Origin of the sequence: Pradoshia eiseniae (genome assembly GCF_002946355.1) — a bacterium.
Classification (GTDB): Bacteria; Bacillota; Bacilli; order Bacillales; family Pradoshiaceae; genus Pradoshia; species Pradoshia eiseniae.
Genome location: NZ_PKOZ01000003.1, coordinates 265,132 through 283,601 on the forward strand (window position 1 = coordinate 265,132; position 18,470 = coordinate 283,601).

Below are 18,470 nucleotides of genomic sequence, written 5' to 3' on the forward strand. Positions count from 1 at the left end.
TCTTATTTCAATTTTTTTAGCCGATCACTCTGACTGATGATATCCGTGACACGAACACCGAAATTCTCATCAATGACAACCACTTCTCCCTTGGCAATCAGACGCTTGTTAACGAGGATATCAACCGGCTCCCCTGCCAGCTTATCAAGCTCGATGATTGAACCGGAAGAAAGGGATAGAATCTCTTTAACTGACCGAATTGTTCTTCCAAGCTCAACTGTAACTTGAAGCGGAATATCAAGAAGCATATCTAAATTGTTCACTTCCTGCCCCGCTAATGGTCGCTCAGGTGTGAAGGACGAAAATTCCACAGGCTGCACCTGGACATCTGGTGAATGCTGAACTCTATCATCTATATTGATCATGGAGTTAATACCGCTATAATAACCGGCCGCGGCCGCGGTCTCTGTCATTGCTTGATTATAAGCAGAATGAAGATTGCCTGTAGGTGTTTGCTGCTCACTCATACTATCATCGCCTCCGTTCCTATTCTTTCTTCCAAGGTCACCTACCGCACCATGTATGTTTTCTGTTTGTTCCCACGAATGCTCCATCAATTCATCCACCATGCCTCTGGCGAAGTTAAGGGGCAATACCTGCATAATATTAGAATCGAGCACATGACCAATGGTTAGTCTAAAGGACACTTTGACTAGCATATCTCCTTGCGGAAGAATCTCCCTTCCCGCTCCCTTTGGCAAATCCATGATTCCAATTGAAGGAGGAGAAATATCAATTCGCTTTTTGAATACGGTAGACATAGCAGTAGCGCTTGAGCCCATCATTTGATTCATTGCTTCCTGAAGCGCACTTATCTGAATCTCAGAAAGCGGCTCTTCCAGGGATGAAGTTCCATCCTCGCGAAGCATTAGCCTCGCTATAACCTTTGCATCTGATGGTTCGATGAATAAGAGATTTGAGCCTTTTAACCCTTCCGTATAGATTACTTCCACAGCGACATAAGGCTGCGGAAACTCATCGGCCAGGGATTCACTTAGAATTAACGAGACATGCGGGGTCGTTATCTCAACCGTTTCATTTAATAAAGTCGATAAAGCAGTGGCTGAGCTGCCAAAGGAGATGTTTCCAATTTCCCCGATTGTGTCGCGGTCGAGCAGGGAAAAATAATGATCTAACATGGGAGATTCCTCTACTACATCTCCACCTCTTTTTAATAAGACATCGATTTCAGCTTCTGATAGATTCTCATGATTCATCTTCCACGCCTCCTCCTCTGTAATTCTCTAATATTTGAACGGCCATTCGTTTATTGACCTTCCCTGCTTGGCCCAAAAACTTAGGAACTTCGCCAACTGATAAGATCAGCGGCTTGTCGGTGGGATGCTTCAATTCAATGACATCCCCAATATGTAAATTCAAAAAATCAGAAACAGATATCTCCGTCGGTCCGAGCTCGGCAATGATAGGAAGATTAGCTTTATGAACGCGATTCTCAAGCATCTGGAGCTCTACAGGCTCACGTTCTTTCTTGCTTGTCTGCATCCAATAATGGACAGATAATTTAGGGATTATGGGTTCTAGCACGACATGCGGGATGCAAATATTAATCATTCCGCCGATTTCCCCGATCATGATGCTAAAAGAGACAACGACAACCGTTTCATTTGGAGGGACCATTTGCAGGAATTGGGGATTCACCTCGAATTCCGATAATACTGGTTCGATATCTGTGATATTGCTCCAAGCCTCACGAAGGTTCTCAAACGCACGCTCGAATAAATTGGACATGATTTTCGTCTCGATTTCTGTCAAGCTTTCAATCTTATTGACACTGTCCCCTCTTCCGCCAAGTACTCGGTCAAGCATTGAGTATGCAATCTTAGGATTCACCTCCATTAAAATCCGCCCATCGAGCGGCGGCACCTCAAAGACATTCAGTATAGTCATTTTCGGTATGGATCTGATGAATTCTTCATAAGGAAGCTGATCTGTGGAAGTGACATTAATTTGTACGTATGTACGTAATTGTGCTGAGAAATATGTAGTAAGCAATCTTGCGAAATTCTCATGTATACGCGTAAGACTGCGTATTTGATCCTTAGAGAATCGGAGAGCCCTCTTAAAATCATAAACTTTTATCCTCTTCACGCTTTCTTCTCTTTTCAGCTCATCGGCGTCCATCTCTCCTTTCGTGATGGCTGATAAAAGTGCATCTATTTCAGTTTGGGATAATACTTCACCAGACAACTCTTTCACCTCCCGTTAGTCCGTTAACATTGTTTCGCATTGTCACTGGAGTATAGAGGATGTGGTATAGATTTCAACAACCTCTCCCTCTTGCATCAATCCATTTATCTGTTCTGTCAATTTATCTTCCATTTCCTGCTTCGCCTTCTTTCCTTTCAATTGGCGAGCTTCAATTTCAGACAATTCATTAATGACAATATCCTTAATTTGAAACTCTCTCTTTTCCAATTCTTCACGCGCTTCCCTGTCATCCGTCTCAATCATAAAGGAGATTTGAATAAGGGTGTCATCCTTTAAATTGGTCGTAATCTCAGGTACCTCCACTGAAAGTTTAATCACTTCATCTATGCTCGGCTGTGTTTGCGCTCTGTCATCCATGTATTTCATTGAATAGATGGCGCCGCCCGCACCCATTAAGATTAGCACTGCAGCGAACATTAGAATAATCGCTATGGACGTTCTATTCTTCAAGATTCGCACCCTCCTTTAGCATCGTCGGCACCTTTAACAGATTGACCTCTCGGTAAAAATCCATTACTGAGCGAATGATGGCTTGTTCCTCATCTGCGATTACCACTTTCTTACCGTTGGTCAAAGTCAAGGTTGTATCAGGATTCGTTTCAATTGTTTCAATATACAGGGCGTTTAAGTAATACTCTTTGCCATTAAGCCTTCTCACTTTAATCATATGCAGAGGGCTAAAGCCCGCTCTAGCCCTATACCTCCTTTGCGATTATCGCTTTAGATTAACAAGCTCCTGCAAAATTTCATCCGATGTGGTAATAATTCTCGTATTGGCCTGGAAGCCGCGCTGCGCGACAATCATATCGGTGAATTCTTCAGAAAGGTCGACATTTGACATCTCCAGCGTTCCGGAAGATATAGTCCCCCTTCCATCTGTGCTTGATGCGCCTACTTGCGGTTGGCCAGAGTTGACTGATTCTTGCAGCAGGTTACCCCCAGCCTTCTCCAAACCTCCTGGGTTGCTGAATTTGGCTAATGCTATAATGGCTAATTCCTCACTTGTCCCATCTGTTTTCACCACGTTGATGGCACCGTTCTGGGAAATGCTGAAGCTCTGAATATTATTGGTGTCCAATTGAATGGCATTTCCTGCTGTATCTTCAACCTTATAACCTTCGCCTGTCACCAATGTTCCCTCTTCATCCAAATAGAAGTTGCCGGCACGTGTATAATAATCATTCGTCCCGTCATTCACGATAAAGTAGCCATCCCCTTCAATGCCAAGGTCCAGCGTTCTGGATGTATTTTGCAGACTGCCGGCCGTATCGATCGTATCAATGGATGAGATTGAGCTCCCAAGACCGATTTGAACAGCATTTGTACCGCCCCTTGTATCTGTGGATGCACTCGCTCCCATGGTCGTTTGGCTAATAGCATCCTTAAAGGTGACCCGACCTTTCTTAAAGCCGTATGTATTTACGTTAGCTATGTTATTGCCAATAACATCTAATTTGGTTTGGAAGTTTTTCAATCCGCTTATTCCTGAATACATAGAACGCAACATGTTAAAATTCCCCTTTCTCTCGGCTGTCTGTCGATTTGACAGCCAGGCCTTAGCCCTTCCTCTTTGTTATTGAATGAAAAACGCAAAAATCCGTATGTATCCTAACAATTACTGATATGCATTGGTCGTTCAATCAACTGACCTTGATCAATTGATTAATAGAAAGAATGCTCTCCTTCTCATCAATGACTTCAATGCTCACAAGACCATCCTTCAAGAAAACGGACGAGACAGCAGCGGTTACCTCTTGCCCCTCATTCATCCAAGTAACCTTCCTGCCAATGAGTCTGCTTGCTTCAGTGAGAGTAGGATGGCTGTCGATTGTATTCAAAGATGAGATATTGGCAGGACTTAGAGCCGTACCATCCTCAAGAATGAATTGCACCGTACCTGATTTGAATTGGACAGCTGCTACCATTCCTTTCCCCTCCATAATCTGGTCGCTTTCTGAGCTAACATTATGGTAAGCCACTTCCTTGCCAATAAATTGTGAGTAGCCAACCAATAAACTTTCATTTTGCGATTGAAGCATGTTTTCAAGTGTCCTATTCATATTGCTCATTTGTTCAAGGCTTGAAAAGGTAGCCATCTGGGATACAAAGGCTGTATCATCCATAGGGCTTGTCGGATCTTGATTTTGCAGCTGTGTGATCAGGAGCTTCAAGAAATCATCTTTCTCAAGATTTGAGCTTGTCTCTCTTGCTTTATTCTCCAGCGAGCTGTACATCAAGCTAGTATCAATTTTAGTCAAGAGCCATCCCTCCTTTAAACGGTTTCATCAATTAATAAATCCTGAAGTTCATCAAGGAAGGTTGAAAACTCACCATCCTCCTGATCCTCTAATCGTTCTTGCTGCTCTTCTTGATGATGCTGATCATTTAGTTGCCCATCAAACGAGCCTTTAGAATCCTGCAGGAGAATTCTATCCATCTGGATGCCCTGGTTTGCCAAGGTCATCCTCAAAGAGTGTAAATGGGATTCCAAGATTTCTTTTCCCTGTTGTGTGCTTGAGACGATGGTTGCTAGAACTTGCCCATCCTTTTTCGTCAATTCAATTTGCAGGGTTCCGAGATTCTCAGGCGACAGCTGAATCTGCAGCCTTTGCAGACCATTTATAGACGTAAACTTTGCCTTCGCAAAGATGGAATCTAATTGCTTCATGAGTTCACCTGTCTCAATGGTTTGCCCATTCTTCATGAGAACGATTGCCTGGCTGTCCTTCACATATAGTTCTCCAGCCAATACGATTTGATTGAGCGGGATTTCCTGCCCCCCGCCCCGCATCAATCCGAGCATGGAATCATGGGAAGCGGATTGCAAGAATGCTGAGCTCTGCGGGAGCAAATTATCATTCCCTCCCTGATTTGCGGGTGGGAGCACGCTTGAGATCTTTTCTTTCCATCGTTCAAGCGCCTTTATAAGCAATTCTCCCTCATTGGATTGTGCTTCCGTCTCATTCGCCTCATGAGCGAGAACAAGTAACTGAGCCCATTTTAATACCATTTGCAATGGTCTTTGGTCTTTACCATCCGCCATTATTTCTTTTGAATTGGATAATGAGTGCAGCAGGACTGATATAAGTGCTTCCATGCTCTTCTCATCTGGAGGAAAAACACGCAAATCATCCTGAAAGTCTATTCCTAATTGATTCCCGAGTGTTCGCAGGGCCATTTCAATCGATTCACCCGGCTCTTCGCCAAATATAGCAGTCAGATTAAGCGGCTTTATAACTTCAGCCATAGCACCATCTTTAAGCAAGGCGAGCAATTCAAGAGCTTCGGGCACTTCTTCCCAAGCGTCAGCCTTTAGAAAATCTGCAAGCTCATTCCACCCTGCTACTTCCTCTCCCTTAACGCTTTCACTCTCGCTCTCTTTCTCCGATAGATGAGCCTTAAGATGACCTTGGAAGGAAGAGGACCCTTCTATCGGCCTCAAAAAGGGTTGCCCACCCGTTGGAGGTGATGGGATCCCTTTTTGTACGGAAAAGGTATATTGATTCACTATTTTCCCCCCTTTTGAATCTATTTGATTACGTCCATTTCTGTCTTAGATTTTCTTGATCAGCACAGCAGCTAGTGCCGGGTCCATTTTATCCATAATGGCCGCACGGGTTTTGATGGTGAGCGCAGATAATACCTCTGCTGCATCATCCTCAGCCATTTTCTCAAGCAGGAGCGCCGCCCTCTTTGGTGCCATCTCTTCAAATGTCGCAGCAGCCTCCCCTTCCGCTTTCTGGCCTGCCGTTGTCGTTAGTTCATCAATCCTGCTTTCAAGCTGAGTAATAGTGCGTTCACTTTTGATAAGCTCCTGCTCTTTGCTATCAAGCATTTTCTCAAGACTGGCTATTTCCTCTTTTGCATCCTTTAGCTGCTGATTGACCTTTGCCGATTCCCTCGTAGGATTCTCCGGCTCTAATACTTGCTGCTCATCCTTGCCGAGGAAGGTCATGGCCAACTTTTCAGGGCTTTTTCCGGACATGATGAAAACAGCTATCATACCTATAGCCATCATGAGGATGGCCATTAGCAGGGTAAGGAAAATGGCCCGCAGTCTAAACCCTTTTCTCTCTTTTTCTTTCATCTGTTCTCCTCCGTACCATTAAGAACGGCTCATATATTGCTGGATTGAGATTTCATCCATTTGCCGGTTCTCCATCTGATTCACTTGCTCCATGAACGCTTGAACATCCTTTTCCTTCATCTTTTCGTATTTCTTCACTTCCATATTTTTTTCGACTAATATTTGATGATAGAAATTCATTTTGTTCCGAGTCTCTATGACCCGTCTTTGATAGTGCTGAATCAGTTGCTCGTGGTTCTCAAGGAAAGATAAATTATGCCTCACCTGCTGGACAGACAAACCTTGCCTTAAGCGCTCTGCCTGCTCATCAAGCAGCTCCTCTTTTTTCTTAAGCATTCGGTACAGTTTTTCCGCTTCTGTTTCGAACTCTTTGACAGCTAAGTTATATTTCGTCTGCGATTCTGTTTTTTCTTTTTCTCTCAAACTCATGATTTTTTCGAATTTATACTGATAGACCATCGACTCAGCCACCTGCCTTCGTCAATGAAAGTAAGCTGCTGATTGACTGCTGTTTAGTCACTTTTTCATCGACTCCCTGTTTCATGTACTCGACGGTGCTGGGATATTTGCTGATTGCTTCATCAATCAGCCGATTGCTCCCTTTCTTATAGGCACCGATATTGATGAGGTCTTCCGCATCCAGATAGGAGGATAAATATTGCCTTGCTGTCTCTGCCGCCCTGCTGTGGTCCGGTTCAATAATATGTGACATAACCCTGCTGATGCTTTTCAGAACATTAATGGCTGGAAACTGCCCTTTATTAGCAAGCTTGCGGTCAAGGACAAAGTGACCGTCGAGAATTCCGCGTACAGTATCTGCGATGGGTTCGTTCATATCATCACCATCCACCAGCACCGTATAAAAAGCCGTTATGCTTCCAGTTTCATTGGTACCTGTTCGTTCAAGCAATTTAGGCAGTGTGCTGAAAACAGATGGCGTATACCCTTTAGTAGTCGGCGGTTCGCCGACTGCAAGCCCGATTTCCCGTTGTGCCATGGCAACCCTTGTGACCGAATCCATCATGAGCATGACATCCATCCCTTGATCGCGGAAATATTCGGTAATCGCTGTTGCAGTATAAGCTGCCTTTATTCTCATCAACGGCGGCTGGTCTGAGGTTGCGGCGATGACAATCGAGCGCTTGAGCCCCTCTTCTCCGAGATCTCGCTCAATGAATTCACGTACCTCCCTGCCCCTCTCGCCTACAAGCGCTATGACGTTTAAATCGGCAGCGCTGTTTCTGGCGACCATGCCGAGCAGTGTGCTCTTTCCAACGCCGCTCCCGGCAAATATGCCAACCCTCTGCCCCTTGCCAACGGTGAGAAGACCATCAATCACTCTTACACCCGTTTCTATTGCTCCCGAGATTGGAGGCCGACTCATCGGTCCCGGCGGCTCCTTGTCAGTAGGTACAGGCTGCAGTCCCCCTGGCAATGGAGAGCCATCAAGCGGATTTCCCATGGCATCAAGAGCAAGCCCGATTAAGCCAGGGCCAACCTTAATCTCAAGAGGCTTCCCGGCTGCTTCCACAATGGAGCCGGGGGATATATCATTGACTGTTGTATATGGCATCAGAATGACTATTTCGTCCTTAAAACCTACAACTTCGGCCATGATGATCCCATTACGGTGATTTTTTGTATGAATATAACAAACATCTCCGATTGAGCTTACCGGCCCTTTAGATTCAATCATTAATCCGACGACGCGTTTTATCTTGCCATAACGTTTAAAGGAATCAATCTGTTTAATATGTTGAGATAGCTCCGTTATTCTCATCTCTGCTCCTCCAGCATTTCGAGGAGAGTCTTCCTGATTTGCTCCAGCTGAACATCCACACTTGCCGTCAGCCGTCCGCTTGAGGATTCAATATAACAATCTCCCTCTGACAACTCTTCATCCGGATAAATATATAAAGCCGTCTCCCTTGGGAAAAGGGAGGCTAATTCATTTTTATTGCAAAGTATGTGCTCATAATGAGCAGGATGGATATGCAGCTCAATATTTCTGTATTCTCTTGACTCTTTGATGGCATTTCTGACAAAAGCAAAATATGTATCATCATCCTCGTACAGCTGATAAGCAATGATTTTTTCTGCTACCGCCATTGACAGGTCTAGGATTGTCCTCTCAGCTTCCTCAATGGTTTGATGGTATTCGGCACTGGCGCTGTCCGCTGTATTCTTCGCCAGCTGTATCAGTTCCCGATATTGATGCTTGCCTTGCTCTAACCCGGCATCATATCCTTCTCTGTACGCTTTTTCACCTTGAATTCTTTTTTCCTCTTCCCACGCTCGCCTTTCTTCCTCGATATCTTCCCTAATCATCATGGCCTCTTCCTTCGCTTTCATGATTAGCTGATTCGCTTTCTCGGTTGCCTCTTTATACACTTCCTCCGGCAAGGGGAAGCCCTGTTTCTCTGCTTGGACAACAGGGTCTTCCGGCTTTGGGAAGGATTTCAAGCCCAATACTTTGTTTGGCACATTTCCGACGAGGGCTGCATTTGATTTGATGATTCTAGACAATGATGTCATCTCCTCCGCCCCTTGCCAGCACAATTTCACCCGCATCCTCTAACTGCCTGATTACAGCAACTATTCTTGATTGGGCTTCTTCTACATCACGCAAGCGAACCGGGCCGAGATATTCCATTTCTTCGGCAAAGGTTTCGACCATCCGCTTGGACATATTTTTATAGACGATATCTTTGACCTCCTCGCTTGCAACCTTAAGGGAAAGGAGAAGATCATTATTGTCCACATCTCGAATGACTCGCTGAATGGCTCTGTTATCAAGAGTGACAATATCCTCAAAGACGAACATTCTTTTCTTGATTTCTTCGGCCAAGCCAGGGTCTTGAATTTCAAGCGCATCCAGTATTGTTCTTTCGGTTGAGCGATCGACCCCATTTAGCACTTCCACGACCGCTTCAATACCGCCTGTTTGAGTATAATCCTGCGTAACAGTAGCAGATAATTTTCTTTCCAGGATTTGCTCGAGCTCACTAATAATCTCTGGTGATGTGCTATCCATTATGGCGATTCTTTTAGCAACATCAGCTTGCATATCATTTGGCAGTGCCGAGAGAATTTCACTAGCTTGAACGGCGTCAAGATAGGATAGAATTAGCGCAATTGTCTGCGGATGCTCGTTTTGAATGAAATTCAATATTTGGGCCGGGTCGGCTTTTCGCACAAAATCAAATGGTCTCACTTGAAGCGAGGAGGTTAAGCGATTGATAACTGCATTAGCTTTGTCATCGCCAAGCGCTTTCTCAAGAATTGTCTTTGCATAAGCGATCCCTCCCTGTGAGATATATTCCTGGGCAATGGCAATCGTATGGAATTCCTCGAGAATGGCTTCCTTTTCCTTGGGACCCACCTTGCGGACGTTTGATATTTCAAGCGTCATATTCTCAATCTCTTCTTCAGATAAATGCTTATAAATATTTGCTGACACATCCGGACCTAAGGAGATGAGCAGAATGGCTGCTTTTTGCCTGCCTGTAAGCATATTTTTCCTCTCTCTAATTGACATCCTTGATCCTCCTTATTCTTCCGCAATCCAAGACCTTAACAGTTTGGCAAATTCATCAGGTTTTTCCTTAGCCAATTTTTCAAGCTGCTTTCTCCTAATCGTTCCCTCTGTCTCAACCTCTTCCTCAATATCCGGCACCTCTACTGGCGGCAATAACTCTTCGTATTCAGGTTCAAGAATTTCTTCCTGTCTGCGTGCACGAATGATATAAACAATGAGCAGGATAATCAAAAGCAATAAAACTCCGCCTGTCGCATAAACCCACCAAGGGATGCTTGAAACTGCGTCATCTTCATCGAAGGTTACCTTACCATTGAAAGGCTGGACCGAAACGACGATTTTCTCTTCAATCTGTTGGTCTGTCAGTTCTTCTTTCATCGTAGATTTATCGATGCTTGTACGAACGATTGTGCTCAATATATGTTGGATATCTTCAACTTGCTCATCAGGAAGAGAGGCAGGATTATTGGCATCAGGAGGCTCTACCATTACTTGAATGCCAAGATCCCTGACCTTGTATGGCGATTCAATGATTTCCTTTCGAATACGATTCACTTCATGATTAATCGTTTCCTCCGTCTTCTCATAATCTCCATTGCCTTCAGAGCCCTCAAGATATTGGGTCCCTAAAGAGTCAGAGCCGTCCTCGGTAATTGGCGTGCCTCCTTCAGTTCCGCTTTGCCCGCTGTATGTTTCCGTTAATTTTTGTGCACTAATAGCCAAGCCTTCCATGTTCTCTTTATCAACGGGTTCAACCAGATTTTCTTCACGGTTTTCTTTTGTAAAGTCAACATCAGCCGTAACGGACACGACAACCTTGTCCTGACCCATTAATGTGGCAAGCATAGTTTGCACTTGTCTTTGTATATCTTTTTCGACCTCATTCTTCATTTCATTTTGCGAGAAGAATGCATCAGATGCTCCTGTCCCTGAATTTCCTAGGTCAAAATACTCGAAATATTGATTCATTATTACGATATTATCTACAGGAAGGTTTGTTACACTTTTTGAAACCAGATGATAGAGCGCCTGAATTTGTGAATCCTCAAATTCCTGCCCAGGTTTTGTGTTTAGAACAATCGAGGCAGATGCTGCTTTCGCCTCATCACTCACAAATACTTCCTTTTCTGGAACAGTAAGCATGACCTCCGCATCTCGGACACCTTCAATTCCTTTGAGTAATGCAGCGATTTCATTTTGTAGAGCGTCTTGTTTAATGACATTGAATTCATTGTCAGTCATGCCAAAACTGGCATTTTCACTGAAATAAGAAAAATCGATATTTCCAGACTCAGGCAGCCCTTCTGCTGCTAATTCCACTAGCAGGGTATCTGTCATATCAACCGGGACAAGAATGGATGTCCCTCCCTCACTAATTTCTGATTGAACGCCTCTAGCATCCAGATTCTCCTTAATAGCTCCTGTTTCAGAAGGGGAGAGATTGCTATAGAGAGGAACAAGCGTCGTTCTTGTCGATACATAAGCAATGATTGCTGAAGTTAGCAATATGACAGCTATCAGGCTAATAAATATTCTTCTTTGCTTACTTGAGCGACCCTTCCAATAATCTGCCAATTGATTTTTGTATTTTCCCATTGATTCCTTCATCATGATCCCCCGAACTTATCTTTCTTGCATCACAGCTATTCAATTGGCCGTTAATATAGTCTTGATAAAATAATCCATAAATACAGCCTTTCAAAAATTGCTTCAACCCATATTGGGAGGGGCTATTAATATGTATAGTAAAACCGTTTCCTGCAGCATGCCTTACATGCTGATTCTCATCATTTCCTGATAGGCCTCGATTGCTTTATTTCTAAATTGGATGGCTGCTTCAAGCGTTATGCTCGCCTTCTGTGCTGTAATCATGACATCCTCTAGACTGACATCATGCCCAAGCGCTAATTTTTGCGTCATTTCGCCAGAAGCTTGCTGTGCAGTATTAATTTCAGAAATTGATTCCTTCAATACGGACGCAAAAGATGTTTGTGCTTCGTATGGTGTAATTGAACCTTTTGTTTCAGCTTTATTCTCCACAAAGATTGAAGAAACTGAATTTGAAAGCGCAGATATATCCATTTAGAATCCTCCTTATTTTCCGATTTCTAGTGCCTTCATCATCATGCTCTTAGAAGCATTAAAGGCTGTAACATTGGCTTCGTATGACCGCGTTGCACTAATAAGGTCAACCGTTTCTCTGAGTGGGTCGACATTCGGCATTTTCACATAACCCGTCTCTAAGTCCGCATCAGGATGGGAGGGATCATAGACCAATTTGACATTCTCCTCCTCAACATAACCCGCTGCATCAGCATTGGGATTAGTCGGGTCATACACCCTATTTGTTTCTTCTTTGATGCTCTTAACACGTACACCAGATCCGCTGAAGGAAGAACCATTTTCCATAGATTTATTCAAATAGGCAGAAAAGTCGTTATTTTTCGCTTCGAGCACAACTGTTTTGCGGTTATATGGCTCCCACTGTCCATTGACATATGTACCTCTCGTCGTTTCAGCATTTGCCATATTTGAAGAGATGATATCCATTCGGAGCCTCTGGGCATTCAATGCACTTGAAGTAATGGAAAGGCTATTAAACATACCCATTTTTAATTTCCTCCTTTAATCACTGTGCGCAGCGTATTGAAATTACCATTCAGCCGTTCAATGAGCGCATTATAATAGATTTGGTTTGAAGCGAGTTTGCTCATCTCATTGTCCATGTCAACGCTATTGCCTGAGCTGTTATAATTCTGAGTATCCCTGCCAATCTTTAAGGGACTTGTTTGGCTTGCTTGGAAATCATAATGCCTGGCATTCGTCTTATGGGCAGCTGTCCTCATGGCTTCATTTAAGTCAGCGCGGAAGCTGACATTCATCGCCTTGTAATTTGGGGTATCTACATTTGCAATGTTTTGTGATATAACTTCAGATTTCAATGAAGAATAATTGATCCCTTGCTGCAGGACTGTTATCGTATTTGAGAATAAGTTCATGTCTATTTCTCCTTCTCCTTTCCTATACCGCATAGCATCGAATTCTGGTTCTATAGACCTTGTTTTTATATAAAATCCCGCTTAAATTTCCGTATTTATACCGGATAATACAATAATGATGTATAAATACACAGAAACTAAAGACTAATTATGCAATTGTTATTTTAATAATAAATAAAATAGGTAAAAAATGATAAGTACTTTAGTCCTAATTTTCTACACTATTTTTATTTTTTCGACATAATTATCACTCCTAGTACTGCTATACCCACCCAGTTTAAAAGCAAGGCACCTCTATAATCGTTCCGACAATAAAAAAAGCCCGTTCTCCACTAATGGAGAACGGGCTTTTTCCTGTTTGATTAACGCTTTAAGCTTTCAAGCTCATTTAAGAATTTAGTATTCAATACTTTAATGTATGTTCCTTTCATACCTAAAGAGCGTGATTCGATAACACCGGCACTCTCAAGCTTTCTAAGTGCATTGACGATAACAGAACGCGTGATTCCTACACGATCAGCTATCTTGGATGCAACCAATAGGCCTTCATTACCTTTTAACTCTTCAAAGATATGTTCAATTGCTTCTAATTCACTGTAAGAAAGGGAGCTGATTGCCATTTGAACAACCGCTTTGCTTCTTGCTTCCTCTTCGATTTCTTCTGCCTTCTCGCGTAGGATTTCCATTCCTACAACTGTCGCACCGTATTCACCAAGGATAAGATCATCATCAGAGAATTGCTGCTCGACACGGGACAGAATAAGTGTTCCAAGACGCTCACCGCCGCCTACGATTGGAATGATTGTCGTCAAGCCTGTTTTGAACAAGTCTTTGTTTTCAACCGGGAATGCTGTATATTCGCTGTTAATATCAATATTAGAGGATGTTTCTTTAATATTGAAAAGATTGTTTGTGTAGTCCTCTGGGAATTGGCGGTCTTCGAGCATTTTCTTCATACGGTCATTTTCAATTTGCTGATTGATTTGGAAACCAAGCAGCTTCCCTCTGCGGCTTACCACGAAAACGTTCGAATTGATTACTTCGCTTAAGCTTTCTGCCATTTCCTTAAAGTTAACTGGTTTACCTCCAGTTTGCTGAAGCATTGAGTTAATTTTTCTTGTCTTGTTTAGTAAATCCATTATTTTTCTTCCTCCTAGAAATTGTGCTTGTATTATTCAACCAACGCATTAAGTGAATTGGATAATGTTTACGAGTAATTTGTAACTATTTGTATGTACCCCAAAAGATCCTTTTAAAACCAGTACCTTTACAGGATAAATTCACTTAAGTCCTTGTTCTTAGAAATCTCACCGAGCTTTTCATCCACATATTGAGGCGTAATCAAGATTTTTTCTAATGTGATTTCCGGTGCTTCAAAGGAAAGATCCTCGAGTAATTTTTCTAAAATCGTATGCAGCCTGCGGGCTCCGATATTATCCGTATTTTGATTCACTTCAAATGCTACTTCGGCTATTCTACGAATAGCTTCGTCTGAAAATTCAATTTGTATACCTTCTGTTTCCAATAAAGCGATATATTGTTTGATTAACGCATTATCAGGTTCAACCAATACTTTATAAAAATCGTCAACAGATAGCTTTTTCAATTCTACTCGAATCGGGAAACGTCCTTGCAATTCCGGAATTAAATCAGATGGCTTAGCAATATGAAAAGCTCCTGCCGCAATAAATAAAACATGGTCTGTCTTTAGGGTTCCATATTTAGTGACAACAGTCGACCCCTCAACAACAGGCAGAATATCCCTTTGTACACCTTCTCTGGATACATCGGCCGAGGAACCGCCAGCATTTTTGGAAGCAATCTTATCAATCTCATCAATGAAGATGATTCCATTTTGCTCAGCACGCTCCAGTGCCACTTGGGTTACTTCATCCATGTCAATTAATTTTTGTGCCTCTTCATTCGCAAGTACCTTTCGGGCATCCTTAACAGCGAGCTTTCTCTTCTTCTGCTTCTTTGGCATCAGATTGCTGAAAGCATCCTGCATATTCATGCCCATCTGTTCCATGCCGGAGCCTTGAAGCATATCAAACATAGATGGGGGCTGCTCTTCCACCTCTACGGTAATGACCTCTTCTTCTAGCTCTCCTCTGAATAGCTTTTCCTTGATGACTCTCCGCTTTTCATTGAGGGATTTTTCTTCATCCTCACTTGCGTCTGATGAATCTGTCTCATTGGATGAGCCGCCAAAAATCATCTCTAATGGATTTTTAAACCCGGCCTGCTTTTTATTCGATGGGACGAGTTGCTCGACGATGCGGGTATTGGCATTTTCGATCGCCTTATCTTTTACCTCAAGCATCCTCTCTTCTTTCACAAGCCGGACTGCCGTTTCCGCTAAATCCCTGACCATGCTTTCCACATCACGTCCAACATAGCCGACTTCCGTAAATTTGGTTGCTTCCACTTTAACGAAAGGTGCTTTGACGATTTTGGCGATTCGGCGTGCGATTTCTGTTTTCCCGACACCAGTCGGCCCAATCATCAAAATATTCTTCGGAACGATTTCGTCACGAAGCTCTTCAGCAAGCAAGCCTCGGCGATATCGGTTACGAAGGGCGACAGCTACCGCTTTTTTTGCATCATTTTGCCCGATTATATATTGGTCGAGCCTTTCCACAATCTGTCTTGGAGTTAAATTACGTACAACCGGTTTCATCTTGTATCCTCCTTTGCCTTATAGCTCTTCCAAAATGATATTTGAATTCGTATATACACAAATTTCAGAGGCAATAGTTAATGAAGCATGAGCAATTTCCCTTGCTGTCATTTTATCACCGGAGAATCGTTTTAATGCACGGCCTGCTGACAATGCATAATTTCCTCCTGATCCGATGGCAAGAATGCCATCATCAGGTTCGATGACTTCTCCCGTTCCAGAGATTAAAAGCATGCTGTTCGTATCCATGACGATTAGCATGGCTTCCAACTTTCTTAATACTTTGTCACTGCGCCACTGTTTCGCCAGCTCTACTGCCGCCCTTTGAAGATTTCCATTGTATTCATGTAACTTGCTCTCAAACATTTCAAACAATGAAAAAGCATCCGCAACTGAACCGGCAAAGCCGGCAAGCACCTTGCCATTAAAGAGTTTTCTAACCTTTCTTGCCGTATGTTTCATCACGACTGCATTTCCCATTGTCACTTGCCCGTCTCCGGCCATGGCATATCCGCCATTATGTGATACGGCAAATATAGTAGTAGCGTGAAATTGTTCCATCATACAACTCCTTACCCCTTAATCAGGACATATTCTAATCTCTAAGCTCTGGGATGACTATTGTTATAAACTTCTCTAAGTCTTTCCTTCGTCACATGAGTATACACTTGTGTAGATTGCACGGACGAATGTCCAAGCAGCTCTTGTACCGAGCGAATATCCGCTCCATTATTCAATAAATGGGTCGCGAAACTATGCCTCAGCATATGCGGATATAAATTGGTATTACCACATGCCTTTTCAATCATATTCGTTAGTATATATCGAACTCCCCTTGGAGTCAGAGGTGTCCCTCTCTGGTTCACAAATAAGAAATTATGCGATTGACCACCCTTGGCCATTAGTTTGCCTCTTGAGTGCCCGATATAATCGAGTAAAGCATCCTTGGCAAGCTCCCCAAATGGGATATATCGGTCCTTGCTTCCTTTCCCATGGGCAAGAACAGTCATTAAAGAGAAGTCCACATCGCTCATTTCAACATTGCAACACTCGCTGACCCGCATGCCCGTGGCATACAGCATCTCAACTAATGCCATGTCCCGTTTTCCCAAATCGGTCGTTAGATCTATGGAATCAAAGATAGCTTCCATTTCTTCTTCATATTTAAATCTTGGAAGTCTTTGTTCTCTTTTAGGAAGCGAAACACTCGCAAATGGATTTTCAGATACGATATTCTCCCGCATTAAATATTTATAAAAGGAGCGCAAGCACGATATCTTTCTGCTTATACTCCTTTTTGACAAATTATGTTCAGTTAAACTCGTGATATATAATCGGGTATCAGCATACTTTACTAAGTCTAGTGCAGGAATTGCTTGCTCATCCATGAACAAAAGAAATTCCTGAATATCCTTTCGGTAGCATGCAATAGTATATTTTGAATAGTTTTTTTCGATTTGTAAATACTTTATATAATTTTCTATTGAAGTTTCAATGTTCACAATATTCACCCCGCACAAGGGTCACTAAATGTTATCACATTTTCGTGACCCAAGCAATAAATTTTACAAACTATTCAAAAAGTTTCGAATTGTTTCTAATGCGCGTTCTGCATGGGCTTCTGCACGCTCTTGTTTCGATTTAATCCTTCTTCCGAGGTCTGGGAAGAGGCCGAAATTTGCGTTCATCGGCTGGAAGTTTTTTGCATTGGTTGTCGTAATATAATTCGCCATACTGCCCATCGCTGTTTCTGTCGGAAACGCAATCGGCTCAGCTCCTTCAGCCAATCTCGCAGCATTGATACCCGCTATCAAGCCAGAAGCGGCGGATTCGACATATCCCTCTACACCCGTCATTTGACCCGCAAAGAAAAGATTCTCTCTACTTCTCAGCTGGTATGTATTCTTTAAGACCTTTGGAGAGTTAATGAACGTATTGCGGTGCATAACCCCATAACGAACAATCTCAGCATTTTCTAATCCAGGAATCAAACGGATAACTTCCTTTTGCGGACCCCATTTCAAATGAGTTTGGAAGCCGACAATATTATATAACGTACCTGCAGCATCATCCTGTCTCAATTGCACGACAGCATATGGTCTTTTTCCTGTCTTAGGATCTTCAAGACCAACTGGCTTCATCGGGCCGAATAGCATCGTTTTCTTCCCTCTGCTCGCCATAACTTCAATAGGCATACAGCCCTCGAAGAAAATTTCCTTTTCAAACTCTTTCAATGGGACGGTTTCTGCACTGATTAAAGCTTCATAAAATGTATTGAATTCCTCTTCGGTCATCGGGCAATTGAGGTAAGCCGCTTCCCCTTTATCATAACGTGATTTCAGATACACCTTATTCATGTCTATGCTGTCTTTTTCGATAATTGGCGCAGCAGCATCATAGAAATAAAAATAATCCTCTCCAGTCAGCTTGCTAATCTCTTTCGAAAGTGCTTCACTCGTTAGCGGACCTGTTGCAATAATCGTAATTCCCTCAGTTGGAATTTCAGTTAATTCCTCAGTATGAATCGTGATATTCGGGTGGTTTTTTAGTGTCTCTGTCACCCTCCCCGCAAACTCATGTCTGTCAACAGCTAAGGCTCCACCCGCTGGTACAGAACTATTGTCGGCTGAATCAATAATCAAGGAATTCAGATGGCGCATTTCTTCCTTTAACACTCCAACTGCATTTGTTAATGTATTGGCGCGCAAGGAATTGCTGCATACCAATTCAGCGAATTTATCCGTATGGTGAGCAGGTGTCTGCTTCACTGGTCTCATTTCATATAAATCCACATGAATACCTCTTTGGGCGATTTGCCACGCCGCTTCACTTCCAGCGAGCCCTGCGCCTACTACTGTAACACTTTTTTTCATCTATAAACCTCCACGAAGTCGTACTATGTAGAATACGCCAGTAATTTATTACATCATACTATTA

Annotated in this window: 21 protein-coding genes; all 21 read right to left on the reverse strand. The window is 42.9% G+C overall.

The window, feature by feature from the left end:
• Positions 1-2: 2 nt before the first annotated feature.
• Positions 3-1,217: a flagellar motor switch phosphatase FliY gene (gene fliY, locus CYL18_RS08205; RefSeq protein ID WP_104849002.1), complete on the reverse strand. Its 1,215-nt coding sequence runs from the start codon at positions 1,215-1,217 to the stop codon at positions 3-5.
• Positions 1,207-2,208 (reverse strand): flagellar motor switch protein FliM, encoded by a 1,002-nt coding sequence (gene fliM, locus CYL18_RS08210; protein WP_104849003.1) that lies wholly within the window; start codon positions 2,206-2,208, stop codon positions 1,207-1,209. The genes fliY and fliM overlap by 11 nt, the downstream gene beginning before the upstream one ends.
• Positions 2,209-2,250: 42 nt before the next feature.
• Entirely contained in the window at positions 2,251-2,679 is a 429-nt protein-coding gene (fliL, locus tag CYL18_RS08215; protein ID WP_104849004.1) for a flagellar basal body-associated protein FliL, read from the reverse strand.
• Positions 2,669-2,896: a flagellar FlbD family protein gene (locus CYL18_RS08220; RefSeq protein ID WP_104849005.1), complete on the reverse strand. Its 228-nt coding sequence runs from the start codon at positions 2,894-2,896 to the stop codon at positions 2,669-2,671. The genes fliL and CYL18_RS08220 overlap by 11 nt, the downstream gene beginning before the upstream one ends.
• A 45-nt stretch (positions 2,897-2,941) precedes the next feature.
• The gene (gene flgG, locus CYL18_RS08225) at positions 2,942-3,736 is read right to left on the reverse strand and encodes a flagellar basal body rod protein FlgG (protein WP_104849006.1); all 795 of its coding nucleotides are present in this window, start codon (positions 3,734-3,736) and stop codon (positions 2,942-2,944) included.
• Positions 3,737-3,869: 133 nt separating this feature from the next.
• Positions 3,870-4,487 carry a flagellar hook assembly protein FlgD gene (flgD, locus tag CYL18_RS08230; RefSeq protein WP_236636324.1) on the reverse strand — a complete coding sequence of 206 codons (618 nt, stop codon included), beginning with the start codon at positions 4,485-4,487 and terminating at the stop codon, positions 3,870-3,872.
• Between the two features lie 14 nt (positions 4,488-4,501).
• On the reverse strand, positions 4,502-5,671 hold the full coding sequence (locus tag CYL18_RS08235) for a flagellar hook-length control protein FliK (RefSeq protein WP_146102832.1): 1,170 nt from the start codon (positions 5,669-5,671) through the stop codon (positions 4,502-4,504).
• A gap of 111 nt (positions 5,672-5,782) precedes the next feature.
• On the reverse strand, positions 5,783-6,316 hold the full coding sequence (locus tag CYL18_RS08240) for a magnesium transporter MgtE N-terminal domain-containing protein (protein WP_104849008.1): 534 nt from the start codon (positions 6,314-6,316) through the stop codon (positions 5,783-5,785).
• 18 nt (positions 6,317-6,334) lie between these two features.
• A complete protein-coding gene (fliJ, locus tag CYL18_RS08245; protein WP_104849009.1) occupies positions 6,335-6,775 on the reverse strand; it encodes a flagellar export protein FliJ in 441 nt (146 codons plus the stop codon).
• A 4-nt stretch (positions 6,776-6,779) separates the two neighbouring features.
• Positions 6,780-8,096 carry a flagellar protein export ATPase FliI gene (gene fliI, locus CYL18_RS08250; protein WP_104849010.1) on the reverse strand — a complete coding sequence of 439 codons (1,317 nt, stop codon included), beginning with the start codon at positions 8,094-8,096 and terminating at the stop codon, positions 6,780-6,782.
• On the reverse strand, positions 8,093-8,842 hold the full coding sequence (gene fliH, locus CYL18_RS08255; RefSeq protein WP_161497103.1) for a flagellar assembly protein FliH: 750 nt from the start codon (positions 8,840-8,842) through the stop codon (positions 8,093-8,095). Before fliH ends, fliI begins: the two co-directional genes overlap by 4 nt.
• Positions 8,835-9,854 carry a flagellar motor switch protein FliG gene (gene fliG, locus CYL18_RS08260; protein WP_104849012.1) on the reverse strand — a complete coding sequence of 340 codons (1,020 nt, stop codon included), beginning with the start codon at positions 9,852-9,854 and terminating at the stop codon, positions 8,835-8,837. Before fliG ends, fliH begins: the two co-directional genes overlap by 8 nt.
• A 12-nt stretch (positions 9,855-9,866) precedes the next feature.
• Positions 9,867-11,462 carry a flagellar basal-body MS-ring/collar protein FliF gene (gene fliF, locus CYL18_RS08265; RefSeq protein ID WP_104849013.1) on the reverse strand — a complete coding sequence of 532 codons (1,596 nt, stop codon included), beginning with the start codon at positions 11,460-11,462 and terminating at the stop codon, positions 9,867-9,869.
• Positions 11,463-11,624: 162 nt separating this feature from the next.
• Positions 11,625-11,936 (reverse strand): flagellar hook-basal body complex protein FliE, encoded by a 312-nt coding sequence (fliE, locus tag CYL18_RS08270; RefSeq protein WP_104849014.1) that lies wholly within the window; start codon positions 11,934-11,936, stop codon positions 11,625-11,627.
• Between the two features lie 12 nt (positions 11,937-11,948).
• A complete protein-coding gene (locus CYL18_RS08275) occupies positions 11,949-12,464 on the reverse strand; it encodes a flagellar basal body rod protein FlgC (RefSeq protein WP_104849015.1) in 516 nt (171 codons plus the stop codon).
• Between the two features lie 2 nt (positions 12,465-12,466).
• Positions 12,467-12,853, reverse strand: coding sequence for a flagellar basal body rod protein FlgB (gene flgB, locus CYL18_RS08280; protein ID WP_104849016.1), 387 nt, complete (start codon positions 12,851-12,853; stop codon positions 12,467-12,469).
• A 362-nt stretch (positions 12,854-13,215) separates the two neighbouring features.
• Positions 13,216-13,992, reverse strand: coding sequence for a GTP-sensing pleiotropic transcriptional regulator CodY (gene codY / locus CYL18_RS08285; protein WP_104849017.1), 777 nt, complete (start codon positions 13,990-13,992; stop codon positions 13,216-13,218).
• Between the two features lie 128 nt (positions 13,993-14,120).
• A complete protein-coding gene (hslU, locus tag CYL18_RS08290; RefSeq protein WP_104849018.1) occupies positions 14,121-15,533 on the reverse strand; it encodes an HslU--HslV peptidase ATPase subunit in 1,413 nt (470 codons plus the stop codon).
• 18 nt (positions 15,534-15,551) lie between these two features.
• Positions 15,552-16,094, reverse strand: a complete 543-nt coding sequence (gene hslV / locus CYL18_RS08295; RefSeq protein WP_104849019.1) for an ATP-dependent protease subunit HslV — start codon at positions 16,092-16,094, stop codon at positions 15,552-15,554.
• Between the two features lie 41 nt (positions 16,095-16,135).
• Positions 16,136-17,038 (reverse strand): tyrosine recombinase XerC, encoded by a 903-nt coding sequence (xerC, locus tag CYL18_RS08300; protein ID WP_104849080.1) that lies wholly within the window; start codon positions 17,036-17,038, stop codon positions 16,136-16,138.
• 60 nt (positions 17,039-17,098) lie between these two features.
• Positions 17,099-18,406 carry an FADH(2)-oxidizing methylenetetrahydrofolate--tRNA-(uracil(54)-C(5))-methyltransferase TrmFO gene (gene trmFO / locus CYL18_RS08305; protein ID WP_104849020.1) on the reverse strand — a complete coding sequence of 436 codons (1,308 nt, stop codon included), beginning with the start codon at positions 18,404-18,406 and terminating at the stop codon, positions 17,099-17,101.
• Positions 18,407-18,470 lie beyond the last annotated feature (64 nt).